The organism is Streptomyces sp. NPDC100445, from assembly GCF_044759735.1.
Classification (GTDB): domain Bacteria; phylum Actinomycetota; class Actinomycetes; order Streptomycetales; family Streptomycetaceae; genus Streptomyces.
In genome coordinates, this window is record NZ_JBIVZV010000004.1 from 152,896 (window position 1) to 174,087 (window position 21,192).

Sequence of the window (21,192 nt, forward strand, 5' to 3'; positions counted from 1 at the left end):
GGAGCCCGCATGACCGCCCAGGAGCCGACCGAGCAGGGCCGCCGCCCGGTCGTGGTGCTCGTCGACGGCTACACCACCGGCAACTACCTGCCGCCGGCCTTCGCCCGCAAGGGCGCGGACGTCGTCCACGTGCAGAGCACCGCCGAGTTGATGACCACGATGCTCGCCCCGGACCTCAGCGCCTACCTGGCGAACCTGGTCTGCGACTCCCCCGAGGAGACCGCCCGGCAGCTGGCCGGGTACCGGCCGGTCGCCGTGGTGGCCGGTCAGGAGCCCGGGGTGCCGCTGACCGACCGGCTCTCCGAGCTGCTCGGGCTGCCCACCAACGGCACCGCGCGGTCGGCCGCCCGCCGGGACAAGTACGAGATGATCGAGGCGCTCCGGCGGGCCGGGGTCCGCTGCGCCGAGCAGTTCAAGAGCGGCCGCCCCGAAGAACTGGCCGAGTGGGCCGAGCAGCGCGGCCAGTACCCCGTGGTGGTGAAGCCGCTGACCTCGGCGGCCGCCGACGGCGTGGCGATCTGCCGGGACGCGGCCGAGGTGCGCAAGGCGGCCGAGGCCGTCCTCGCCAGCCGCACCGTCTTCGACGAGCCGAACCTCGAGGTCCTCGTCCAGTCCTACCTGGTGGGCGAGGAGTACGTGGTCGACACGGTCTCCTGCCAGGGCCGGCGCTACACCTGCGGGGTCTGGCAGTACCGCAAGAGGCTGATCGGCACCCACAACATCTACGACCACGAGCTGGTCCTGGACCACCGGGACCCGCGGGTGGCCGAGCTGATCGCCTACATGGACACCGCGTTGCGGGCGCTCGGCATCGTCTTCGGACCGACCCACGCCGAGGTCGTCATCACCGCCGACGGCCCGGCCCTGGTCGAGGTCGGCGCCCGGCTGGCCGGAGGGATGAACCCCGCCTACCACGACGAGTGCCTCGGAGCGAACCAGGCCGACCTGACCGCGCTGGCCGCCGTCCGCCCGGAGGAGTTCCTGGAGCGGTACGCGGGCCGGCACTTCCGCAAGGTGCGGGAGGCCTGGCTCTACACCACGCCCACCGAACTCGACGGCGTGGTGGACAGCCTGGACCAGGACGTGCTGGCCGAGATCGAGGGCCTGGAGAGCGTCCGGGGCCTCAACGTGAAGATCAAGGAGGGCGGCCGGATCCGGCCGACCGTCGACCTCTACACCAGCAGCCTGCGGATCTTCATGGCAGGCGACTCCGCCGCGCAGGTGGAGCGCGACTACCTGCACATCCAGCGGATCAAGGACCAGGTCTTCCGACTGCGCTGACCTACGTCACCCCCTTAACACGACGAGGGAGTTCTCCAGCATGACCACCACCGAAGGCACTCCGCCGCAGTTGCTCCTGGTCGGCGGCGCCGCGCCGAACCCGCTCAGCGTCGACGTGGCCGTGCAGGCCCTGACCCAGGCCCGGGCCCGCGGTCTGCGCACCCACGTCACCAACCAGCAGGCCACCGTGGCCGCCACCCCGGAGGTGGCCGAGGCCGCCGACGCGGCGAGCGCGGTCGACTTCGAGGACGCGGTCGGCAGCGCCGAGTGGGCGGCTGCCCGGCGCGAGGAGGGCGAGCGCTTCGACGTGGCCCTCGCGGTCCGCGAGATGGCCCAGGTGGCGGCGGCCGAGGTCGCCGCCGAGCTCGGCGCCCCCGGCAACCCGCCGGAGGCGGTCCGCCGGATCCGCACCAAGGACGCCTGCCGGGCCGCGCTGGCCGCGGCCGGCTTCCCGCAGCCGGCCGTGCGGCTGTGCGCCGACGGGTCCGAGGCCCGGGCCTTCCTCGCGGAGAGCACCGGCCCCTGGGTGGTCAAACCCCGGGACGCGATGGGCAGCCAGGGAGTCAGCCGTGTGGACGGCCCGGACGGCCTGGCGGCCGCGATCGAGCTGCTGCCGAGCCAGGACCCCTTCCTGGTGGAGGAGTTCGTGGACGGCCCGGAGTTCAGCGTGGACGGCCTGTTCCTCGGCGGGGTGCCCACCGTGCTGGCGGTGACCGCGAAGGAGAAGCTCCCGCCGCCGTTCTTCGTCGAGGTCGCCCACGTCCTGCCCGCCCCGCTGCCGGAGGCGGACCGGGCGGAGATCGACCAGCAGGTCCGTGCCGCGCTGACCGCGCTCGGCCTGCGGTTCGGCGCCTTCCACGTCGAATGCTGGCTCACCGCACGGGGCGTGGTTCTCGGCGAGGTGCACGGCCGGGTCGGCGGCGGCTGGATCCACACCATGCTGCCCTACGTCTTCCCCGGCCTGGAGCTCTTCGGCCTCGTCCTGGACGACGCGCTCGGCCGCCCGGCCGAGCTGCCGGCCGCCTCCTCCCGGGCGGCGGCCAGCCGCTTCCTCGCGCCTGCGCCCGGGCGGCTGGTCGCGGTCGAGGGCTGGGACGAGGTGCTGGCGCACCCCGGCCTGCTCTACGCCGAACTGACCGTGCGGCCGGGGGACGTGATCAAACCGTTCCGCTCCGGCCAGGACCGGGTGGGCGCGGTCGTGGTCGGAGCGGAGAGCCCGGCCGAGGCCGAGCGGCTGGCCCGGGAGCTGGCCGCCTCGGTCCACTTCGTCACCGAGGAGCCGTCCGGCGCGGAGTCCCCCGAGGAGGCCGGGGCATGACCGACACCACCACCGGCACCGCGAGCACCGCGAGCACCGCGAGCACCGCGAGCACCGCGAGCACCGCGAGCACCGCGAGCACCGCGAGCACCGCGAGCACCACCGTCCGGGCCGGCCTCCAGGCCGACGTGGCGGTGCTCCCCCATCAGCTGGACCGCCCGTTCCAGATCTCCCACATGACCATCGCCACCGTCGACCGGGTCCGGCTCCGGCTGATCGGCTCCTGCGGCCGGCTCCGCGGCGAGGGCGAGATCGCCGCCGACCTCGGCTACGGCCAGGACGGCCCGGCCATCGCGGCCGAAGCCCGGCTGCTCGCCGACGAGTTGATCCGGTCGGGCGACACCGTGTCGCCCGACCGGCTCGGCGAGCTGCTGGCCGGCGCGGCCTCGGCGTTCAGCGCTCCGGCCCGGATGCTGGTCGAGATGGCCTTCCTGGACCGGGCCGCCCGGACCGCCGGGCTGCCGGTCTGGCGGCTGCTCGACCTGCCCGAGCCCGGCCCGGTCCGGCTGATGCACACCGTCCCGATCGGCGAGGGGGTCCCGGCCACCGCCCGGCCGGTGAAGATCAAGCTCGGCGGCCCGCGGGACCAGGAGGTGCTCCGCGGCCTGGTCGGCGTGGACGGCCCGGTGGTGCTGGACGTCAACCGGGGCTGGAGCCGCGCCGAATGGGAGGAGGTGCGCCCGCTGGTGCAGCAGGTCGCGCCCACCGTCCTGGAGGACCCGGTGAGCGATGACGCGCTGCTCCCGGAGGTGCGCGCCGCCCTGCCCCGTACCACCGTCCTGCTGGACGAGGGCATCGACAGCCGGGCCGCGGTGGAGCGCGCCGCGCTCACCGCCGACGGCGCCAACATCAAGCTGATGCGCTTCGGCGGCCTGCTGCCCGGCCTGGACGCGCTGCACCACCTCGCCGCCCGGGGCACGGCTCGGATGCTCGGCTGCTTCCTGGAGCCGCCCCGGTCGATCGCCTACGCGGCGCAGCTGGCCGGCCTGTGCGACTGGACCGACCTCGACGGGCACTTCTGGCTCTGCGACGACCCGCCGGTACTCGGCTACCACCTCGACAGCTCCCGCCCCGGCATCCCCGGCATCCGGTACTGACGCCTCCCCGGCGCCGTCCACCGCACCGAACCCACGAGGAGTCAGCGCAGCATGCAGCACGTCACCGAGCCTTCGCCGTACGGCACCTGGGACTCTCCGGTGGGGGCGGCGGAGGTCGCGCGGGGCGAGGCCCTGCTCGAATGGACCGGCTTCGTCGGCGAGGAGGTGTGGTGGACGGAGGCCCGTCCGCAGGAGGGCGGGCGCAGTGCCCTGACCCGCCGCACCGCCGACGGCCCGGCCTGCGCCCTGCCGCCCGGCTGGGACGTCCGCAGCCGGGTGATCGAGTACGGCGGCCGCCCCTGGCTGGCGCTGTCCGGCCGGGTCGAGGACGGCATCGTCTTCACCCACTGGGACGACCAGCGGATCTACCGCTGGCGCCCGGGCACCGACCCGGTGCCGCTGAGCCCCGTCGGGGCCTGGGCCGCCGAGCTGCGCTACGCCGACTTCGCGGTCCGCGGCGAGGAGGTCTGGTGCCTGCGGGAGACCGTCGCCGACGCCGAGGGCACCTCGGTGGTCCGGCACCTGGTCGCGCTGCCGCTGGACGGCCGGGCCGCCGACGACCCCACGGCCGTCCGGGTCCTGACGGGCGGGCACGACTTCCTCTCCGGCCCGCGGATCGAGCCGGGCGGCCGCCGGGTCGCCTGGCTGGGCTGGAACCACCCGGCAATGCCCTGGGACACCACCGAGCTGATGGTGGCCGGGATCGAACCGGACGGCAGCCTGGCCGAGCCGGTCCGGGTGACCGGCGGCGATGGTGAGTCGGTCACCCAGACCGACTGGGCGGCCACCGGCTCCGGCGCCCTCTACGCCGTCACCGACCCGGACGGCTGGTGGAACGTGCACGAGTTCGGGCCGGACGGCGGTCGGCGCAACCTCTGCGCCCGGCCGGAGGAGTTCGGCGAGGCACTGTGGCGGATCGGCCTGCGCTGGTGCCTGCCGCTGTTGGACGGCCGGCTCGCGGTGGTGCACGGCACCAGCGGCCGCCGGCTGGGCCTCCTCTCCCCGGACGGGCGGCTCGACGACCTGGAGACCCCGTACACCGAGTGGTTCTTCCCGGCCACCGACGGCCGCCGGATCGCGGCCGTCGCGGCCGGCCCGCGGCAGGGCCGCACCGTGGTGCTGATCGACCCGGCCGACGGCGGCACCGAGGTCCTCCGCGAGCCGTCCGCCGCCCACCCGGAGTACGCCACCACCCCCTACCGGCGCACCTTCACCGGGCCGGACGGCGAGCCGGTGCACGCCCACGTCCACCCCCCGTACCACCCGGAGCACACCGGGCCGGACGGCGAGCTGCCGCCCTACCTGGTCCTCGCCCACGGCGGGCCGACCAGCCGCAGCCATCTGGTGTTGAACCAGGAGATCAGCTACTTCACCAGCCGGGGCTTCGGCGTGGTCGACGTCCAGTACGGCGGCTCCACCGGCTTCGGCCGGGCGTACCGGGAACGGCTGCGGGAGTCCTGGGGCGTGGTCGACGTGCGGGACTGCGCCACGGTGGCCCGCGCCCTGGCCGCCGAGGGCCTGGCCGATCCGGACCGGCTGGCGATCCGCGGCGGCAGCGCCGGCGGCTGGACGGCCACCGCCTCGCTGGCGGCCGAGCCCGGCCTGTACCGGGCGGCCGGCATCTACTACCCCGTGCTGGACGCCGAGCAGTGGCGCACCCGGGGCACCCACGACTTCGAGTCGCGGTACCTGGAGAGCCTGATCGGCGCCTGGCCGCAGCAGCGCGCCCGCTACGCCGAGCGCTCGCCGGTCGCGGGGGCCGGCCGGATCCGCGCCCCGTTCGTCCTGCTCCAGGGCCTGCGGGACACCGTCTGCCCGCCGGCGCAGGCCGAGCGGCTGCTCGCGCTGGTCAAGGACTCCACGGTGCCGCACAGCTACCTCACCTTCGAGACCGAGGGCCACGGCTTCCGGCTCGCCGACACCGTGGTCCGCTCCCTGGAGGCCGAACTGGCGCTCTACGCCTCGGTCTTCGGTCTTGCCCCGTGACGCCCGTCCGTCCCCGGGCGTCCCCACCGACACCTCCACGCAGAGGAACACGACATGCCCTCAGAAAGATCTTCGACCGGGCGGACGGACCGCACCGGTCCCGGCCCCGCGAACCTCGACGACCTCGATTTCGACCGGCTGGCACCGCCGATCAGACGAGGTCTCAAATCCCTGACCCGACTGGACAACCACCACGCGCCCCTGGCGATCATCTTCGAGTACGGTCTGGTCGCGCTGTGCGTCATCGCCTGTGTCGCGGGCTCCTACTGGGCCTATCCCGTCGCGGTGGTCCTGATCGGCTCGACCCAGCGCTTCCTCGCGCACTTCCTGCACGAGTCCGCCCACAAGAACCTGGCCCGGAACCGGGTCCTCAACCTGGTGGCCGGCACCGCCCTCTCCGGCTACCTGGTCGGCCAGCTGTACGGCCCGTACCGCAGCTCGCACGTCGGCCGGCACCACCGCCACCTCGGCGAGGCGGACGCCGACCCTGACTACCGCTTCCACCTCGAGTGCGGGCTCTACGACCCGGACCGGAGCGACCGCGGCTTCCTGGTCCGTGAGGTGCTGCTCTCGCTGCTGGGGCTGCGCACCGTGGACTACCTGCGCTACCTGGTCCGGGACCGGGTCCGGGCCCGGGAGTCGGACCTGACGGTCTCGGTGCCGGTGCCGCTCCGTACCGAGCGACGGCTGTTCCTGCTCCAATGGGCTGCCGTGTTCGGCCTCTGCGGCTGGCTCGGGGTGCTGCCCGAGCTGCTGCTGTTCTGGTTCGTCCCGCTGCTGACCAGCAACATCGCGATCGGCTGGCTCTCCGAACTGGCCGAGCACTACCCGCTGCCGGAGAGCGAGTCCACCCGGGTGCTGCTGACCCGCAACCGGCACGGCCGGGCCCTGGAGACCTTCCTGCTCAGCCGGCACGGCGACCGCTTCCACCTGGTCCACCACCTCAACGCGGGCATCCCGTTCTGGAACCTGCACCGGGCCCACCGACTGCTGCTGGACGACCCGGCGTACGCCGGCTGGGACGGCATGTGGGCGGGGGTGCTCAGCCGCCCGCGCTCCCGGCGCGGCAAGGAGACGGTGATCAGCTACGCGGCCAAGTATCGCGCCTGGCGCCGGAACGGCGGTGACCCGACCACCGCGGACCGCACCTTCGCCCAGTCGATGATGCTCGTCGCCGGGCAGGTCACCGTCACCGTCCCCCAGCAGTCCGAACCGACCACCGTGAGGCCCTGATGACCGAGGCATCCGTCACCACCACGACGCCCGCCGTCGACACCGCCGGCACGCCCGACCGGGACGCGGGCCTGGGCCTGCGGCTGCTGGCCGCGGATGACCGCTGCCGGCGCGCCTTCGCCGAGCCCGGCTCACTGCTGCGTCAGGTCGCCTACCCGGCGGCCCGGCGCTACCTGGTCGCCGACGACCTGACCGGGCTGCTCCCCCGGCTCGACCTGCTCCGGACCCGCGGGTACCGGGTGTCGGCCGAGTACGTCGGCGAGGAGATCCGGGACGAGGCCGAGATCGAGCAGGTGGTCCAGGCGTACCTGGACCTGCTCGCCGCCGACGCCGGGCCGCTCCAGCTCGGTTTCGACCTCTCCAACGTCGGCCTGCTGGTCTCCCGCGACCTGGCCGTGCGCAACACGTCACGGCTCCTCACCGCGGCGGCCGCGCGGGGCAGCGAGGTGGTGCTCTCGATGGAGCGCTCGGATCTGGTGGACGAGATCGTCTCGGTCTTCGCCGAGCTGGCCACCGCCCACCACAACGTCGGCATCACCGTCCAGGCCCACCTGCACCGCACCGAGCGGGACCTGCCCGACCTGGTCGCGCTCGGCCGCAAGATCCGGCTGGTCAAGGGCGTCTACGCGGAGGCTCCGGAGACTGCCCTCGGCCGCGGTCCCGAACTCGACGAGCGCTACCTCGAGTTCGCCGAGTACGTCCTCGGCGAGGGCGCCCGGCTCGCCCTGGCGACCCAGCACGCCGAACTGCTGGCCACCGCCGGGCAGCGCGGGCTGCTCGCCGGGGCCGAGGAGATCGAGATGCTGCACGGGGTCCGCCCCGCACTGCTCCGGCACTACCGGGAAGCCGGCTACGCCTGCCGGGTCTACGCGACCTACGGTCGGAGCTGGTGGCTGCACCTGCTGCACCGCCTGGCCGAGCACCCCGCCATGGCCCTGCGCGCCCTGGCCGATCTCGCCGACCCCTCCGCCACGGCCTTCGGCACCGACTACTGACAGGGCGTCATCCATGACCGCAAAGCTGATCCACCTCAACACGGCCGGGGCCGGCCTGATGCCCGAAGCGGTCTCCACCGCGATGGCCGACTGCCTGGCCCGGGAGGCGGCCACCGGCAGCTACGAGACCGAGCTGCACCACGACGAGATCCTCCAGCACGACCTCTACCGGCGGCTCGGCCGGGTCGTGGGCGCGGAGGCCCGGGACCTGGCGGTCTTCGACAGCGCCACCCGTGCCTGGTGGCGGGTGGTCTCCCGGCTCGACCTCGGCCCGGAGGACCTGATCTGGGTCACCCCGTACGAGTACGCGGGTAGCCTCATCGGGTACTTCAACCTGCGCGACCGAACCGGCTGCACGATCGAGACCATCCCGCTGCGCCCCGACGGGGACCTCGACCTGGACTGGATGGCGGCCAACATCTGCGACCGGGTCGCCCTGGTCTCGGTCACCCATGTGCCCTCCGGCTGCGGGATCATCAACCCGGTCGCGGAGATCGGCCGGCTCCTCGCCCCGTACCGCGCCTGGTACGCGGTGGACGCCTGCCAGGCCGTTGGGCAACTGCCGCTGGACGTGGACGCCATCGGCTGCGACCTGCTCACCGGGGCCGGGCGGAAGTTCCTGTGCGGGCCGCGTGGAAGCGGCTTCGCCTACACCACACCGGAGTTGCGGGCCGCGCTGCTGCCCGACTTCACCGACCTGCACGTGGCCTGCGTCAGCTCGCCGACCGCCGTCACGGTGCACGAGGAGAGCGCCCGCACCCTGGAGCTGGGCGAGCGCAGCACGGCCGTGGTGCTCGGGCTGCACGCCGCGCTCGGCCACCACCTCGAACTCGCCCGGGAGGGACGGGCGTTCCCCTTGAAGGACGTCGTCGAGGCACTGCACGCCTGCGTCGCCGGGGTCCCCGGTGCCGAGCTGCTGAGCCCGGGGAAGGAGCAGTCGGGCATCCTCTCCTTCCGGCACGGCACCCTGCCTGCCGAGCGTGTCCGGGACGGGCTGGCGGCCCACGGCATCAATGCCTGGAAGATCGCCGGCGACCACACCCCGCTCTACCTCTCGGCCCGGGGCGTCGACACCGCGGTGCGGCTCTCGGTGCACCACTACAACACGCTGGAGGACGTGGAGGCGCTCGGCCGGGCTCTCCACAGCCTCCGGTGATCCGGCCCGCCGCCCGCCCGTTGGGAGGGTGGCGGCCGGACGACCCGGCGCACTCCGGGCGCGGGGTGGGCCGGGCGCTCTGCGAGTACTCCCTGGAGCGGGCCCGGGAGGCCGGCCACCGAGGCATGCAGGTCAACGCGGTGGTCGAGACCGACGTCCATGCGGTGCGCCCCTACCGCTCGCTCGGCTTCGAGGTACCGGGCGCCCTGCCGGAGGGCTTCCGGCACCCGGAGAAGGGCTGCACCGCCCACTGCCCTGAGCTGCCGGCGTGACCTGCTGCGGCCGGCTGCCCGCCAGTTGTCACCATCGGCGTCCGCTGGTGACCGCCGGCCTCTCCTCGACGGCCGGCTTCCTCGACGTCGGCTCAGCGGGGCTCGCCGAACCAGCGGCGGAGCGCCGGTCGCGGGTCATCCGCACCGGCCCAGCACACGTAACCGTCCGGCCGGATGAGCATCGGCTCGGTGTCGGCACCCTGGCCCACCCGGGCCACCCGGTCCGACCAGGGACCGGCGACCTCGGCGAACGTGTCGGCCGGGTCCAGCAGGATGCCGTGCCCGGACCGCAGCAGTTCGTTCACCCGGGCCGGACCGAGGTCCAGGTCCGGTGCGGGCCGGCCGACGAGCGGATGGACTTCGGTTCCCGGCATCGGGTAGCGGACGGCCGTCCCGGATATCAGGTCGGCGAGATAGTGCTGGACGTCCGGCAGTTGGGCCATGGCCGTGAACATCTCCCGGGCGGCCAGCACGTCCGGATCGCGGGTGCCGGCCCAGTCCATCAGGAGGCTCTGCGCCCGGACGTTGCGCAACACGGCGGCCCCCGCCGGATGCCGTTCCGCGTGATACGTGTCGAGCAGGCTCTTCGGTGCCCAGCCGTGCACGGCGGCACCGAGCTTCCAGCCCAGGTTGAACGAGTCCTGCATCCCGGTGTTCATGCCCTGCGCGCCGAGCGGGAGGTGGACATGGGCGGCATCACCCGCCAGGAACACCCGCCCGTGCCGGTACTGCTCGACCTGCCGTGACGCGTCGGTGATACGGCGGGCATAACGCAGTTCGAGCAGCCGCACCCGCGATCCGAACACGGTGCTCAGGCCGTCGCGGATCTCGTCCTCGGTGATCGGGGTCTCCCTCGGCAGTGAGCGGCCCGGCCCACCGAGGACCAGCCGGCGCAGCTGCCTGCCCTGCGGATCGGTGCCGAGGGGGAACAGTGCCGCCCAGTGCCCGTCCTCATTCCAGGTGTGCGACGCGGACGGGTCCGCGCCGCTCAGCCGCACATCGGCGGCGACGATCGTCAACGTACCGGGCCGACCGGGGAATTCCGCCCGCAGCAGCGACCGTACGGTGCTGTGGGCGCCGTCGGCGGCGACGAGGTAACGGGAGCGGAGCGTCGCGCCGTCGGCGAAGGTGGCGGTGACCTCGTTGTCGTCCTGGGCGAGGCCGACCAGTTCGTGGTCCCTGCGGGCGTGGAGGCCGTGCGCGGCGAGGTGCTGCTCGAAGAACCCCTCCATCACCACCTGCGGCACGGACCGCCATGGCAGACGGCGCCGATCGGAGTCGAGCGGGAGTGGGACACCGGCGAAGTGGCCGGTGGTGACGGGGTGATCCCCGGTGGCCAGCAAGGGCTCCAGCAGCCCTCGTTGATCGAGCGCCTCCAGCGTGCGGGGCTGCACGCCGCCTGCCTTGGACAGGTCGCTGCGCTGCGGCAGCTTGTCGACCAGCATGGCCGACACACCTGCCATCAGCAGCTCGTTGGCCAGCGTCATTCCGGTCGGGCCGGCGCCGACGATGAGCACATCGGTGTCCATGGATTCTCCTGGTGCTGTGTCGATCAGGACGGAAACAACGCTCCTTCGGCCGAGCCGCCCGAGCCAGGAACCGGCCCGATTGCGTCGATATCTGACACTGACTACTGTCGGCTCGGTGGAATCCGACTACGACGAGCTTGATCGTCGGCTGGTGCACGCCCTTCAGATCGACGGCCGCGCCCCGTTCAGCACCATCGCCGAGGTTCTCGGCGTATCGGATCGCACCGTCGCCCGTCGGTACGCCCGGTTGCGGTCGGCCGGGGCGGTACGGGTGCTGGGCGGGGTCGACCCAGCCGCGCTGGGCGCCATCCTGTGGTTCCTGCGGGTGCGGTGTGCGCCCGCCGCGGCGCTCCCGGTCGCCGAGGCGCTGGCCAGACGCCCCGACACGTCCTGGGTGAGCCTCAGCTCCGGCGGCACCGAGATCACCTGCGTGGTCCGTACCGAGAGCGAGGCGGACAGCGAGGCACTGCTGCTGGCCAAGCTCCCCCGGACCCCGCGCGTGGAGGGCGTGACCGCGCACTCCCTGCTCCACTCCTTCTACGGCGGCCCGGACAACCTGGTCGGCAAACTCGGGTCGCTGAACGCGGCGGCGGTCGAGCGACTGCGCCCGCCTCCGGTGCGGCATCGGCGGGGGCCCGTGCGGCTCGACGACGGTGACCGCAAGCTCCTCGGCCTGCTCGCCACGGACGGCCGGGCCGGGTTCGAGCAGTTGGCCGCGGCGACCGGCTGGTCGCCGACGACGGTCCGGCGCCGGATGACTGAGCTGCGCGAACAGGGTCTGCTCTACCTCGACATCGACGTCGACTGGCGCATGTTCGGCGTGAACACCCGGACCCTGCTCTGGCTCTCGGTCGCCCCCGCACACCTGGAGGAGGCCGGCCAGGCACTGGCCGGGCATCCGGAGATCGCGTTCGCCGCCGCCACGACCGGCCCGACCAACCTGTACGCGAGCGTGGTCTGCACGAACCAACAGGAGCTGTACCGCTACCTGACCACTCGAGTCGCCGCACTCCCCGCCATCACGAATCTCGAAACGGCACCGGTGATCAAGACCGTCAAGCAGGCGGCGAACCAGGCATAGCGACCGACCAGAGGTACGTGGGCGATCGGGGTCCGCCTCAGCCGGACACGGCCGCGGTCGCCTCGTCGGGAGTCACGCCCAGGGGGCTCGACGCGACCGCGAGGCGGGTCGCTCAGACGCGGTCCGCGACCCGAACGTAGTCGTAGTACAGGGGTCGCCCTCCTCGTCCACCGGGTGCTGGTAGCTGCTCCGGTTCGCGAGAATCACGTTGAGCTCCGGCAGGGCATCGAAGCCGAGGTCGTTCTCCTCGATGGCGTGACCGCGCTCCGCCAGCTGTTCATAGAGGTCTTCGCTCGGGGTGCGGAAGACGTCGAGCCCGTCCAGCAGCACCCGCACCTCGGCGTCCTCGTCCTGGAACCCGAACAGCTCCACGCCGCTCAGCGCGCCGTCGGTGAACCCGAGGACGATGTTCAGCCGGGACTCGTCGTGTGTGAGGCCGATCTGCCCCGACTCCTCGTCGCTCGAGACGGTCCGGAAGAGGTCCCACCCCTCCACCGCGGCACGCGCTTCCCCGACCGACATGGCTGGGCCTGTACGGCGCCTTCGGATACGACCTGATCTACGGGACCGCCGCAATCCCCTTCCACCTCGCCGCCGTTCTCAGCCGGTCGGCGAGGTGATCCGGGGGACACGGCTCAGAAGAGGCCCTTGTAGCCCTGCCAGCCGGTGCCGATCTTCACGCGAGCCGTGAACGAGCCCTTTCCGTCGCCCGCGTTGCGGTACAGGTTGCCTGCCGTGTCCCGTTCGACCAGGTCGCTCCTGCCGTCGCCGGTGATGTCACCGACACCGACGATCGCGTCGTACGAGCCGCCCCAGTCGGAGAAGAGCTTCACGCGCGCCTTCAGGCTGCCGTTGCCGGCGCCGGTGAAGCGCCAGAGCGTGCCGGCCTTGTCCCGGGCCAGGACGTCCCCGATCCCGTCGCCGTTCAGGTCTCCGGCGCCGACGATCTTGGTATACCCCTTCCAGGCCGAGGCGATCTTCTTGCCGGCCGCGAGCGTGCCGTTGCTCTTGGCGGCGAACAGATACAGGTCACCGGTGGACGTCTTGCGCGCGAGGAGGTCCGCCCGGGCGTCCCCGGTCAGATCACCGGGCGAGGTGAGCACGTCGTACGCGTTCCAGCCCGTGCCGAGCTTCGTGTACGGCATCCCGCTGCCCAGGCCGTTCTGGCAGGGAACCTTGTAGCCGCGCAGCGAACCGTCGCTCATGCGCGCCAGCACGTCATCGCACCGGTCCTTGTCCAGGTCTCCGAACGGCACCGCCACCGCCTTCGTCGACCAGCCGCCGCCGGCGGCCTTCCCGGAGAAGGTGCCCTTGCCCGTTCCCTGGTGGAAGGTCATCAGCCCCGAGGAGTCGAGGGTGAGAAGGTCACCGAACCCGTCCGCGCCGATGTGGTCGTGACGCACCGGGGTGCCCTCCTCGATCCGGACGGAACCGCTCAGCTCGACCGGTGCGCCGACCCCGTCGGCCGGGGCGACGGACAGCGTCCACCCGTACGTCCCGTTCGGCAGGGGCACGTCTCCGGGGAGGGCCCGGTCCATGCCGAACCAGGGCACGTTCAGCTCGCCGCGTGCGACGGCCGTGCTGTCCGCGCTGTCGACGACCTTGCCGGTCGCCCTGGAACGCACGGTCAGCCGCCAGCCGGCCGCCGGCTTGGACAGCAGCACCCTGGTCAGGGTGTCCGCCGTGGTGTCGACCGGGTGCGGGGTGACCGAGGACGCGTTCTGAGCCGGGGCGAGCAGTCGCAGGGGCTGCTGGGCGACACCTGAGGGTACGAGGTGGATCTGCTCCTGGTCGTCGACGTAGGCCGCGTTCGGCCCGGACTCGTCGACCGTCCAGCGCACATCGCGCTGCGAGACACCGGTGTCCGGCAGGTCGCCGATGACCCGGCTGACCGGCGTCCCGTCAGCGACGGTCGTCAGCACCAGTCTTCCGGCCCGCTTGTCGTGCGTGACGACGTACCCGTCCCCGAGCTTCGCCTCGTCGGCCGGCACCGGCACGGACGTCTTGGCCGTACGGTCGTACACCCCGGCCCGATCGCCGCAGGTCCAGTACAGGTAGCGGCCCAGCGCCTGGAGTTCGGTGGGCACGCAGCCGGTGTCGAGCGTGAGGGTCTCGACGGTCTTCTTCGTGGTCAGGTCGAACGCCGTCACCTCACCGGGGGCCGTGCCTGCCGTCCAGAGCAGGTTCCCGGAGAGGGCGGCGGCGCCCGGAGCGCGGGTGACCTTGGCCGCTGAATCGTCGCCGATCTTGTAGACGTACTGCTGGGTGGCGGTGGTGTAGAGGACGTACTCGCCGGAGACGTCGGTGATCCGTCCGTCGGCCGGCACCCCGCGTTCCCACCAACCGTGGCCGGGGCCGTCGACCCGCAGCCGGTCGTAGTCCCCGGAGTCGCGGTTCAGCCACACCGTCGTTCCCGCCGCGGTGCCGAACACCTGCGAGCACCCGACGTCCTTCGCCGGGCAGCCGTACAGCTGGAGGTCGGTGCCGTCGTAGTTCGAGCGGGGACCGTATTCCGGGGTTCCGGTCACGGCGACGGTCCGCCCGTACGTATCCCGCGTGCCGCCCCCACTGGCGTCGGCCTCGACCAGCCGTCCCTGGTCCAGCGACAGCCCCTGGATCGGGTACGGCGGCTTGGGCAGCGTCTTCACCATGGTGACGACCGGTCTGCCGTCCGCGCCCGGGTGGATGCGCTGGACGCCCCAGTCGTCGGCGCCGGTGCGGCCGACGACGAGCGCGGTGCCGTCGGGGGCGGCGGAGATCCCACTGCTGGAGGAGGCGACGAGGACGACCGGGGCGCCGCCCGCCATGGGTACGGCCGTCACCTGCGCCTTGCCGCCCGGCCGGTGGACGATCCAGTCGCCCACGACCGAGAGGTCGTCGGCCGTATCGGTGCCGGTCGCGCTGTCCAGGGTGACCTCGGTCGGGGCGGCCGACAGATCCGCACGGGAGTACACGTAGGCCTTGGTGGCGTCCGAGCCGGCGTAGGCCACGAGGCGTTCGGACGAGAGCTTGACGAAGGTGTAGCCGTGCAGCACAGGCGTCCAACTCCCGAGCCGGCCTGTTTCCGGGTCCACCTCGACCAGGCGCGAGCCGTCGAGGTCGGCGTAGAAGAACAGCCCGGAGCTGTCGCCGCGCACCGGCCGGCCGACCTTCATGCCCTGCGGCGCGCCCTGCACAGTCACATCGCGCATGTCGCCGTCGGGCTCCGGAGTCAGCAGGTGCTGGACCCGGGCGACCGTACCGTCCTCGGCGGTGACGTCCTGGTACGTCGCGAGGGTGCTGCCGAATATGCCGTACAGGGTGTGGCCTTCGGGGACACGGAGCACGCTCGTGGTTCCGTCGACCGCGTTCCAGAAGCCGATCCGGCCATCACCGAACCTGTAGGCGAGAACGTCGCTGCCGGTGCCCTGGCGAAGTCCACCGGCCATCGTCGACGGCTCGTCGAAGGACCGGCCGTCCGAGTACCGCGTCCACACCACGCCCGGATGGCCCTCCAGCCGATGGAAGACGCCACGCGCGCCCGCTCCGTCACCGCCGTCGCGGGTGTCCGGACCGGTGAGTGAGGCCACCGCGTTCGTGCTGCGGTAGGTGGCCGGGACGACCGTCTCCCGCGCCTCGCCGACCGCGACGGCCTCCCACGGCCCGAAGGCGGCGACCAACGCGGCGGAGGCGGCGACGGCCACCGCCGCCCGTCCCGCGCGGGAGTGGTGAACATGGGCATGGCTGGCCAAAATTGGGTCCTCCCCGAACAACATGTGGGGGACGCACGCCGCTCACGTTCTTCTCCGGCCCCGGCCTGTTCCGTCCCCCGCGGAAGTCGCCTGATATTACACGGCCTTCACAGACTCTTGGGGAGCCTTTTTGAATGGCTGCCGCAAGGGTCGGCTCCGACGAAGGCGATCGGTGGCCATTGGCGGAAGATGTCCCGCAGGCGGCTCGGTGTCGCCGCGAGTGCGGTCGCCGCGCTTGAGGGCGGCGCGCAGCCGGAGCAGGGTGAGTGTCGCGGCCTTGGTCCGGTGGGGGCGAGGGCCGTCCGGGTCTCTGCCCTGTTCAGGCTGCCCTCCTACCGCCCCGGCCCACCGGTCCAGGAGCCGCGGAAGATCGCGTTCCGGCCCGGTGCTTCGCCGACGGGCCCACCACCCGGAACCTAGCCTCCCCGACTCCCGTCGGGCGGTCACCACCCGGCCGGCAGACCGCGCCACCCGCCCCAGCCGGGGCTGCTCCGACGACTACTGGTTGAAATAACTTGGTCTGGACCATTGCTCTCCGGTCCAGCTGTGAAGGAAGCTGCTCACCGCGCACCGGATCATCATGACCGGAGCGCTCGCCACCGGAACAGGAAGGCAGCAACACACCTATGCGCAAAGCGATCTCGACCCTGAGCCTGACCGGACTGCTGGCCGCAGCCGCCCTGCTGCTCGCCCCGTCCGCCCAGGCCGCCGGGTACGTCTACGTCGGCATGTACCCGAGTGCCGCCTCCTGCGACGCGGCCGGCAAGGCCTACGTGGCCCGAGGTCAGGCCGTCAGCTACTTCTGTGACGCCACCCCCACCACCGCCCGCCTGTCCATCTGGGTCTGACCGGCCTCACCACCGCGAGCCGACGGCGCTGAACCGGCCCGGCAGGCCATCCGGCCTCCGGGCCGACGGCTTGTTCCCTTCGCACGCCGTCGACCGCCCGGAGAGAACGAGGCGACGCTGACGGCTAGGTCGTCAAGTCGGCGGAGGCTCCTTGCCGAACACCCGTCACGTGCGCTCCCCCGTGTCGGTCGCTCGTCACTCCGGTTGTACTGCTGGAGGTCGTGGTGAAGGGGCCGACCGGACAGGCCCTGGAGGAGCCTCGGTCGGGTGCGGGTCGGCGGCCAGCAGGGCGCCGTCACCCGTCCGGCCGTACCCGCGCGGCCGGATGCCCGCGGCGCGTGCCGTCCGGTCCACGGGGGCACGCCTGAGCCGCCTCGGTACGCCGGGGCTTTTGCGGCGCCGGCGCGGCCCGGTTGCCGGCGATGCGGACCGTCGGGACGCTGGAGCGGGCCCATATCCAGCGGGAGGTGACGTGACCACGGCAAATGGGACCGGATCACCGGGCGGGACGGGCCGCCGGCGCTTCCTCGGCCTGTGTGCCGGGGCGGGTCTTGGTGCGACCGCCGCGTGCACGAGCGGCCCGGGCCTGGCGCACACCACCGCGCCGGCTACCGAGCGGCACCGGCCGGAGGCGGAGCGGGACGCTCCCGGCACCGCCGACTGGCGGCTGGGGGCGACCGGCCCACCGGACGCCGTCGCCGGCTACACCGACCGGGTGAGCGTGACACCCGGCGAGGCGTTCGCTCTGCACGTGTCGACGACCGCCGCGTCCTTCCGGGTCGATGCCTTCCGGGTCGGCTGGTACGGCGGACGGCAGGCCCGGCTGGTCTGGGCCTCGGGCCGCATACCCGGCCGCGCCCGGCCCGGGCCGCGGCTGCTGCCCACGACGCGTACCGTGCGCGCCGACTGGCCCGCCGCCCTCACCGTGGACACCGCCGGGTGGCCGGAAGGGGCGTACCTGCTGCGGTTGCGGGCGGAGAGCGGACACCGGCGTTACGTCCCCCTGATCGTCCGCTCCACCGAGGGTGCGGGCCGCACGGTCCTGCTGCACGCCCCGGCCACGTGGCAGGCGTACAACCACTGGGGCGGCAGCAGTCTCTACGCCGGCCCGCTCGGCGACTACGCCTCCCGCTCCCTCGCGGTGAGCTTCGACCGTCCCTACGACGGCAGCGGCGCCGAGAAGTTCCTGGTGTACGAGCGGGCGCTGGTGGTGCTGGCCGAGCGGCTCGGCATCCCGCTGGCGTACACCACCGGCCCGGACGTCCACCGGGACCCCTCGGTACTGCACGGGGCGCGCGCCCTGGTGTGCCTGGGCCACGACGAGTACTGGACGCCCGAGCAGCGTGCCCATGTCACCGCCGCCCGCGACGCGGGCACGAACATCGCCTTCCTGGGTGCCAACACGTGCTTCCGCCGGATCCGGCTGGAACCCGGCGCGGCTGCGGACGCCCGCACGGTGGTCTGCTACAAGAGTTCCTTCCGCGCCGACCCCTGTTACGGCTCCCGCCCCGCCCAGGTCACCACCGACTTCCGCCTGCCGCCGGCCCCCGACCCCGAGTCCACGCTGACCGGTGTGCTCTACGAGGGGTTTCCGGTCGACGCGCCATACGTGGTCCACGCGGCCGACCACTGGCTGTACGACGGCACGGGGATGCGCGCCGGTGAGGGTCTCCCCCACCTCGTCGGCGTGGAGTACGACCGGGTGCCGCACGGCTCCCGGCCCCCGGGCCCGCTGGAGATCACCGCGCACTCACCGCTGGTGTGCCACGGCACGCCGAGCCACAGCGACTCGGCGTACTACACGGTCCCCGGCGGGTCCGGGGTGTTCGCCACGGGCACGATGCGGTGGGTGGAGGCCCTGATGGCGGGTACCGGTGAAGTCGGCCGCGACCACGGCATGGACGGCCGCACCCGTGCCTTCGTCACCCGTACCACCGAGAACCTGCTGCGCACCTTCGCCCAGGGTCCGGCGGCTCACCACGCGCCACCGCCGCGCCCCAACACGGCCACCGTGTACAGCGGCACGGGCTGAGGGCACCCGCTCACAGCGCCGGAATCCTCGGGGCGGCGGGGGCGCAGCGTACGGGGAGAGGACCCGCCCCGGCCGCGGGGTGGACGGCTTCCGGGTGGCCGCACCTCCGGGCGGTGGGGTCGGCCGGAAAGTGGACACGTACCGGCCCCGGTGTGACACGCGCGGCCGTCCGGGCGGGCGGATCCGCCTTCGCGGGGTGAAGCTGAAGGGCGTGAACATCAGTGACGAGCGCCGGGCAGGTGCCGAACAGATCTCCGCGGCTCTGGCCGCCCTGGCGGCCGAGCCGGCGGCGGATCCCGAGAAGCGACACGAGGAGCCCCGGGAAGAACACCGCCTGCATCTGCTGGGCAGCCTGCTGGCGAAGACGGAGCTCGAGATCACCGCCGCGACCAGGCTGTCCGAGGAGGACGAGATCGAGGACGTCCTCGAGACGTCGCTCGGCTGGCACGAACAGCTGGGAGGGGATCCGGACGTCGCGGTCAACGTCCTGACGAACCGGCTCCAGCGCACCGCGCTACAGGTCTGCGAACCCGAGGACGAAGACGTGCCGCCCGGCCGGGAGGCCGCCTTCGCCGCCGTCATGACGGCGGTGTACGCGCTCAGCGCCCAGCTGCACGCCGAGCGCGGCGACAGGGAGGGGACTCGGCACGCCTTGAGCGGGGCCGAGGAAGCCCTCATCGACGTCCTGCACGGCATGCACGACCTGCGTGTCGCCATCGGTGACGCGCCCGCACAGGAGGACGGGGCCGACAGCTGACCCGCTCGCGTCTGTCCCGCGGGGGCGCTTCCCGCTGGTCGGACCGGGTGCCCGGCACACCGGTGACCGTGGCTGCCGGGCGGTGGTCCTGGGCGTCGGTCGGCGTGTGCCTGAGGCAGGGGCGCGACCTGGTCCCGCTCCGCGCCACCACCGGTGACGGGCACCGGCACGGCCGCAGCACCGCGGTGCTCACCTTGGCCGACGGCTCCCGGGCGGTCTACCAGCCGCGCCCGCCGACCGCGCACCGGCACCTCGACGAGCTCCGGCCGCACGCGGCGCTCGGCCACCACCTCGGACTCGCCCGGGAGGAACGCCGGGCAGGTGTACAGCGAGTCCCCTCACCGGGACAGGTCCCGGTTGCCGGTCATCCACGGTGGGCACCCCGATGGCCTGGCGGACCGGCCACCTCGTCGACCAAGGGTTGGACCCGGTAGGGGATGACCGCGCTCAGCGCGATGACCGTCGTGCTGCGGCGGACGCCTGGTACCTCGAGGACCTGGTCGATCACCTGTTGCACGTGCTGGTTGCTCGTGCCCGCGATGCGACACCAGATGTCGCCGGGGCCCGTCACGATGTGGGCCTCGAGGATCTGCGGCACGGCGCGCAGGCGCGCGGCGATGGCCTCACGGGCCGACTGGTGCACCTCGAACGTGGTGAAGGCCTCGACCACGTGACCGAGAGCCGCGACGTCCACGTCCGGCCCATAACCGGTCACCACCCCGAGGCCGGTCAGCCGGTCCAAGCGCGCCTGGAGCGTGCCGCGCGCGACGCCGATCCGCCGGGCGATCTCCAGCAGGCCCTCGCGCGGGTGCTCCCGGAGCAGGCGCAGCATCCTGCCGTCGAGCGGGTCGATTCCCTGTCGTGCCACCGCACCTGCCGATCTGTGCGCTGAAAGGCATCCCCGCGCCCTTTTCGCTGACAGATTAGCAAGGCACCACGGGAGCTGTTGCCAGTCCGGCAGTCGCTGTCCCACGCTGAGGCCTCCCGGTCGACAAGGAGCAGTCGTGAGGCAGCACAGCCACCCGTTCGTCCCCTACCGGCCCGCTCGGTACGACCAGGCCGAGACGGTGCGGCGGGGGCAGGACTTCGTGTCCTTCCTCGACCGTCGGCGCAGCGTCCGGTTCTTCAGTGACGAGCCGGTCCCGCGCAGGTGCGTCGACCTCGCCATCGCCGCAGCCAACACCGCCCCCTCCGGGGCCCACTTGCAGCCGTGGAAATTCGCCGTGATCGGCGACGCCGAGACCAAGCACCGCATCCGGGTCGCCGCCGAGCAGGAGGAGCGGGTCAATTACGAGGGCGGCCGGATCCCGCCCGAGTGGCGCGCCGCGCTCGCGCCCCTCGAAACGACCGCGGACAAGAGCTTCCTCGACGTCGTGCCGTGGATCGTCGTCTGCTTCGCCGAGAAGAGCACCGCGATGCCGGACGGTTCGCTGCGCAAGAACTACTACGTGAACGAGAGCGTGGGCATCGCCTGCGGCTTCTTCATCGCCGCACTGCACGCGATGGGTCTGAGCACCTTGACCCACACGCCCAACCCGATGGGCTTCCTCACCCGGATCTGCGAGCGGCCCGGTAACGAACGTCCGTACGTCCTCTTCCCGATCGGCTACGCCGCGGCCGACTGCGAGGTCCCGCACCTGACCCGCAAGTCGCTGGCGGAGGCGACCACGGAGAGCCCGCGCCCGCTCTGACATCCAGCGGCTCCCACTCGGCACGTCGGAGGGCACGCGGGCCGGTGTCCGGCCGGCGCGCCTGGACAGCGGGTGGCGTTAGACACAATATGCCCCTTTCTGGAGAGACATGTGCCTATAAGTGGAGGGGTAGCTGGTCGCGCTCCTCCTGCGATCAGCTCATCGGATACGCGAACCAGGAGCAC

Annotated in this window: 17 protein-coding genes and 1 pseudogene; 14 read left to right on the plus strand and 4 right to left on the minus strand. The window is 72.7% G+C overall.

Translation table 11 applies throughout. The features are described from left to right. Positions 1-9: 9 nt before the first annotated feature. The 8 genes and pseudogenes from ACIQVT_RS12365 to ACIQVT_RS12400 form a co-directional block, all read left to right on the plus strand. Positions 10-1,281, plus strand: coding sequence for an ATP-grasp domain-containing protein (locus tag ACIQVT_RS12365; RefSeq protein ID WP_403751173.1), 1,272 nt, complete (start codon positions 10-12; stop codon positions 1,279-1,281). Between the two features lie 40 nt (positions 1,282-1,321). Next, a complete protein-coding gene (locus ACIQVT_RS12370; protein ID WP_403751175.1) occupies positions 1,322-2,599 on the plus strand; it encodes an ATP-grasp domain-containing protein in 1,278 nt (425 codons plus the stop codon). Then, positions 2,596-3,696 (plus strand): enolase C-terminal domain-like protein, encoded by a 1,101-nt coding sequence (locus ACIQVT_RS12375; RefSeq protein ID WP_403751177.1) that lies wholly within the window; start codon positions 2,596-2,598, stop codon positions 3,694-3,696. Before ACIQVT_RS12370 ends, ACIQVT_RS12375 begins: the two co-directional genes overlap by 4 nt. A 51-nt stretch (positions 3,697-3,747) precedes the next feature. After that, a complete protein-coding gene (locus ACIQVT_RS12380) occupies positions 3,748-5,682 on the plus strand; it encodes a S9 family peptidase (RefSeq protein ID WP_403751179.1) in 1,935 nt (644 codons plus the stop codon). 54 nt (positions 5,683-5,736) lie between these two features. Next, entirely contained in the window at positions 5,737-6,915 is a 1,179-nt protein-coding gene (locus tag ACIQVT_RS12385; RefSeq protein WP_403751181.1) for a fatty acid desaturase, read from the plus strand. Continuing rightward, a complete protein-coding gene (locus tag ACIQVT_RS12390) occupies positions 6,915-7,910 on the plus strand; it encodes a proline dehydrogenase family protein (protein ID WP_403751183.1) in 996 nt (331 codons plus the stop codon). Before ACIQVT_RS12385 ends, ACIQVT_RS12390 begins: the two co-directional genes overlap by 1 nt. 13 nt (positions 7,911-7,923) lie before the next feature. After that, the gene (locus tag ACIQVT_RS12395) at positions 7,924-9,066 is read left to right on the plus strand and encodes an aminotransferase class V-fold PLP-dependent enzyme (protein ID WP_403751185.1); all 1,143 of its coding nucleotides are present in this window, start codon (positions 7,924-7,926) and stop codon (positions 9,064-9,066) included. Between the two features lie 41 nt (positions 9,067-9,107). Then, a pseudogene (locus ACIQVT_RS12400) lies at positions 9,108-9,338 on the plus strand (GNAT family N-acetyltransferase); the annotation flags it as partial. A 92-nt stretch (positions 9,339-9,430) separates the two neighbouring features. Here the strand turns inward: ACIQVT_RS12400 and ACIQVT_RS12405 are convergent. Continuing rightward, entirely contained in the window at positions 9,431-10,867 is a 1,437-nt protein-coding gene (locus ACIQVT_RS12405) for an FAD-dependent monooxygenase (RefSeq protein WP_403751187.1), read from the minus strand. Between the two features lie 115 nt (positions 10,868-10,982). Between ACIQVT_RS12405 and ACIQVT_RS12410 the strand changes: the two genes are divergently transcribed. Further along, a complete protein-coding gene (locus tag ACIQVT_RS12410) occupies positions 10,983-11,948 on the plus strand; it encodes an Lrp/AsnC family transcriptional regulator (RefSeq protein WP_403751189.1) in 966 nt (321 codons plus the stop codon). A 72-nt stretch (positions 11,949-12,020) separates the two neighbouring features. On the opposite strand, the gene ACIQVT_RS12415 is transcribed toward ACIQVT_RS12410, so the two are convergent. Both ACIQVT_RS12415 and ACIQVT_RS12420 read right to left on the minus strand, forming a co-directional pair. Then, the gene (locus ACIQVT_RS12415; RefSeq protein ID WP_403751191.1) at positions 12,021-12,470 is read right to left on the minus strand and encodes a hypothetical protein; all 450 of its coding nucleotides are present in this window, start codon (positions 12,468-12,470) and stop codon (positions 12,021-12,023) included. 113 nt (positions 12,471-12,583) lie between these two features. Then, positions 12,584-15,679 carry an FG-GAP-like repeat-containing protein gene (locus tag ACIQVT_RS12420; protein ID WP_403751193.1) on the minus strand — a complete coding sequence of 1,032 codons (3,096 nt, stop codon included), beginning with the start codon at positions 15,677-15,679 and terminating at the stop codon, positions 12,584-12,586. Positions 15,680-16,305: 626 nt separating this feature from the next. Here ACIQVT_RS12420 and ACIQVT_RS12425 point away from each other — a divergent pair. The 4 genes from ACIQVT_RS12425 (at position 16,306) to ACIQVT_RS12440 (ending at position 19,750) form a co-directional block, all read left to right on the plus strand. Further along, complete coding sequence (locus tag ACIQVT_RS12425) at positions 16,306-16,527, plus strand: hypothetical protein (RefSeq protein WP_403751194.1); 222 nt, start codon at positions 16,306-16,308, stop codon at positions 16,525-16,527. Positions 16,528-16,999: 472 nt separating this feature from the next. Continuing rightward, positions 17,000-18,559 (plus strand): N,N-dimethylformamidase beta subunit family domain-containing protein, encoded by a 1,560-nt coding sequence (locus ACIQVT_RS12430; RefSeq protein ID WP_403751195.1) that lies wholly within the window; start codon positions 17,000-17,002, stop codon positions 18,557-18,559. 211 nt (positions 18,560-18,770) lie between these two features. After that, on the plus strand, positions 18,771-19,316 hold the full coding sequence (locus ACIQVT_RS12435) for a hypothetical protein (RefSeq protein WP_403751197.1): 546 nt from the start codon (positions 18,771-18,773) through the stop codon (positions 19,314-19,316). A gap of 104 nt (positions 19,317-19,420) precedes the next feature. After that, positions 19,421-19,750, plus strand: coding sequence for a DUF4135 domain-containing protein (locus tag ACIQVT_RS12440; protein WP_403751785.1), 330 nt, complete (start codon positions 19,421-19,423; stop codon positions 19,748-19,750). Here ACIQVT_RS12440 and ACIQVT_RS12445 read toward each other — a convergent pair. Then, entirely contained in the window at positions 19,681-20,184 is a 504-nt protein-coding gene (locus ACIQVT_RS12445) for an Lrp/AsnC family transcriptional regulator (RefSeq protein ID WP_403751199.1), read from the minus strand. The genes ACIQVT_RS12440 and ACIQVT_RS12445 overlap by 70 nt on opposite strands. Positions 20,185-20,320: 136 nt before the next feature. Between ACIQVT_RS12445 and ACIQVT_RS12450 the strand changes: the two genes are divergently transcribed. After that, positions 20,321-21,007 carry a nitroreductase family protein gene (locus ACIQVT_RS12450; RefSeq protein WP_403751201.1) on the plus strand — a complete coding sequence of 229 codons (687 nt, stop codon included), beginning with the start codon at positions 20,321-20,323 and terminating at the stop codon, positions 21,005-21,007. Positions 21,008-21,192 lie beyond the last annotated feature (185 nt).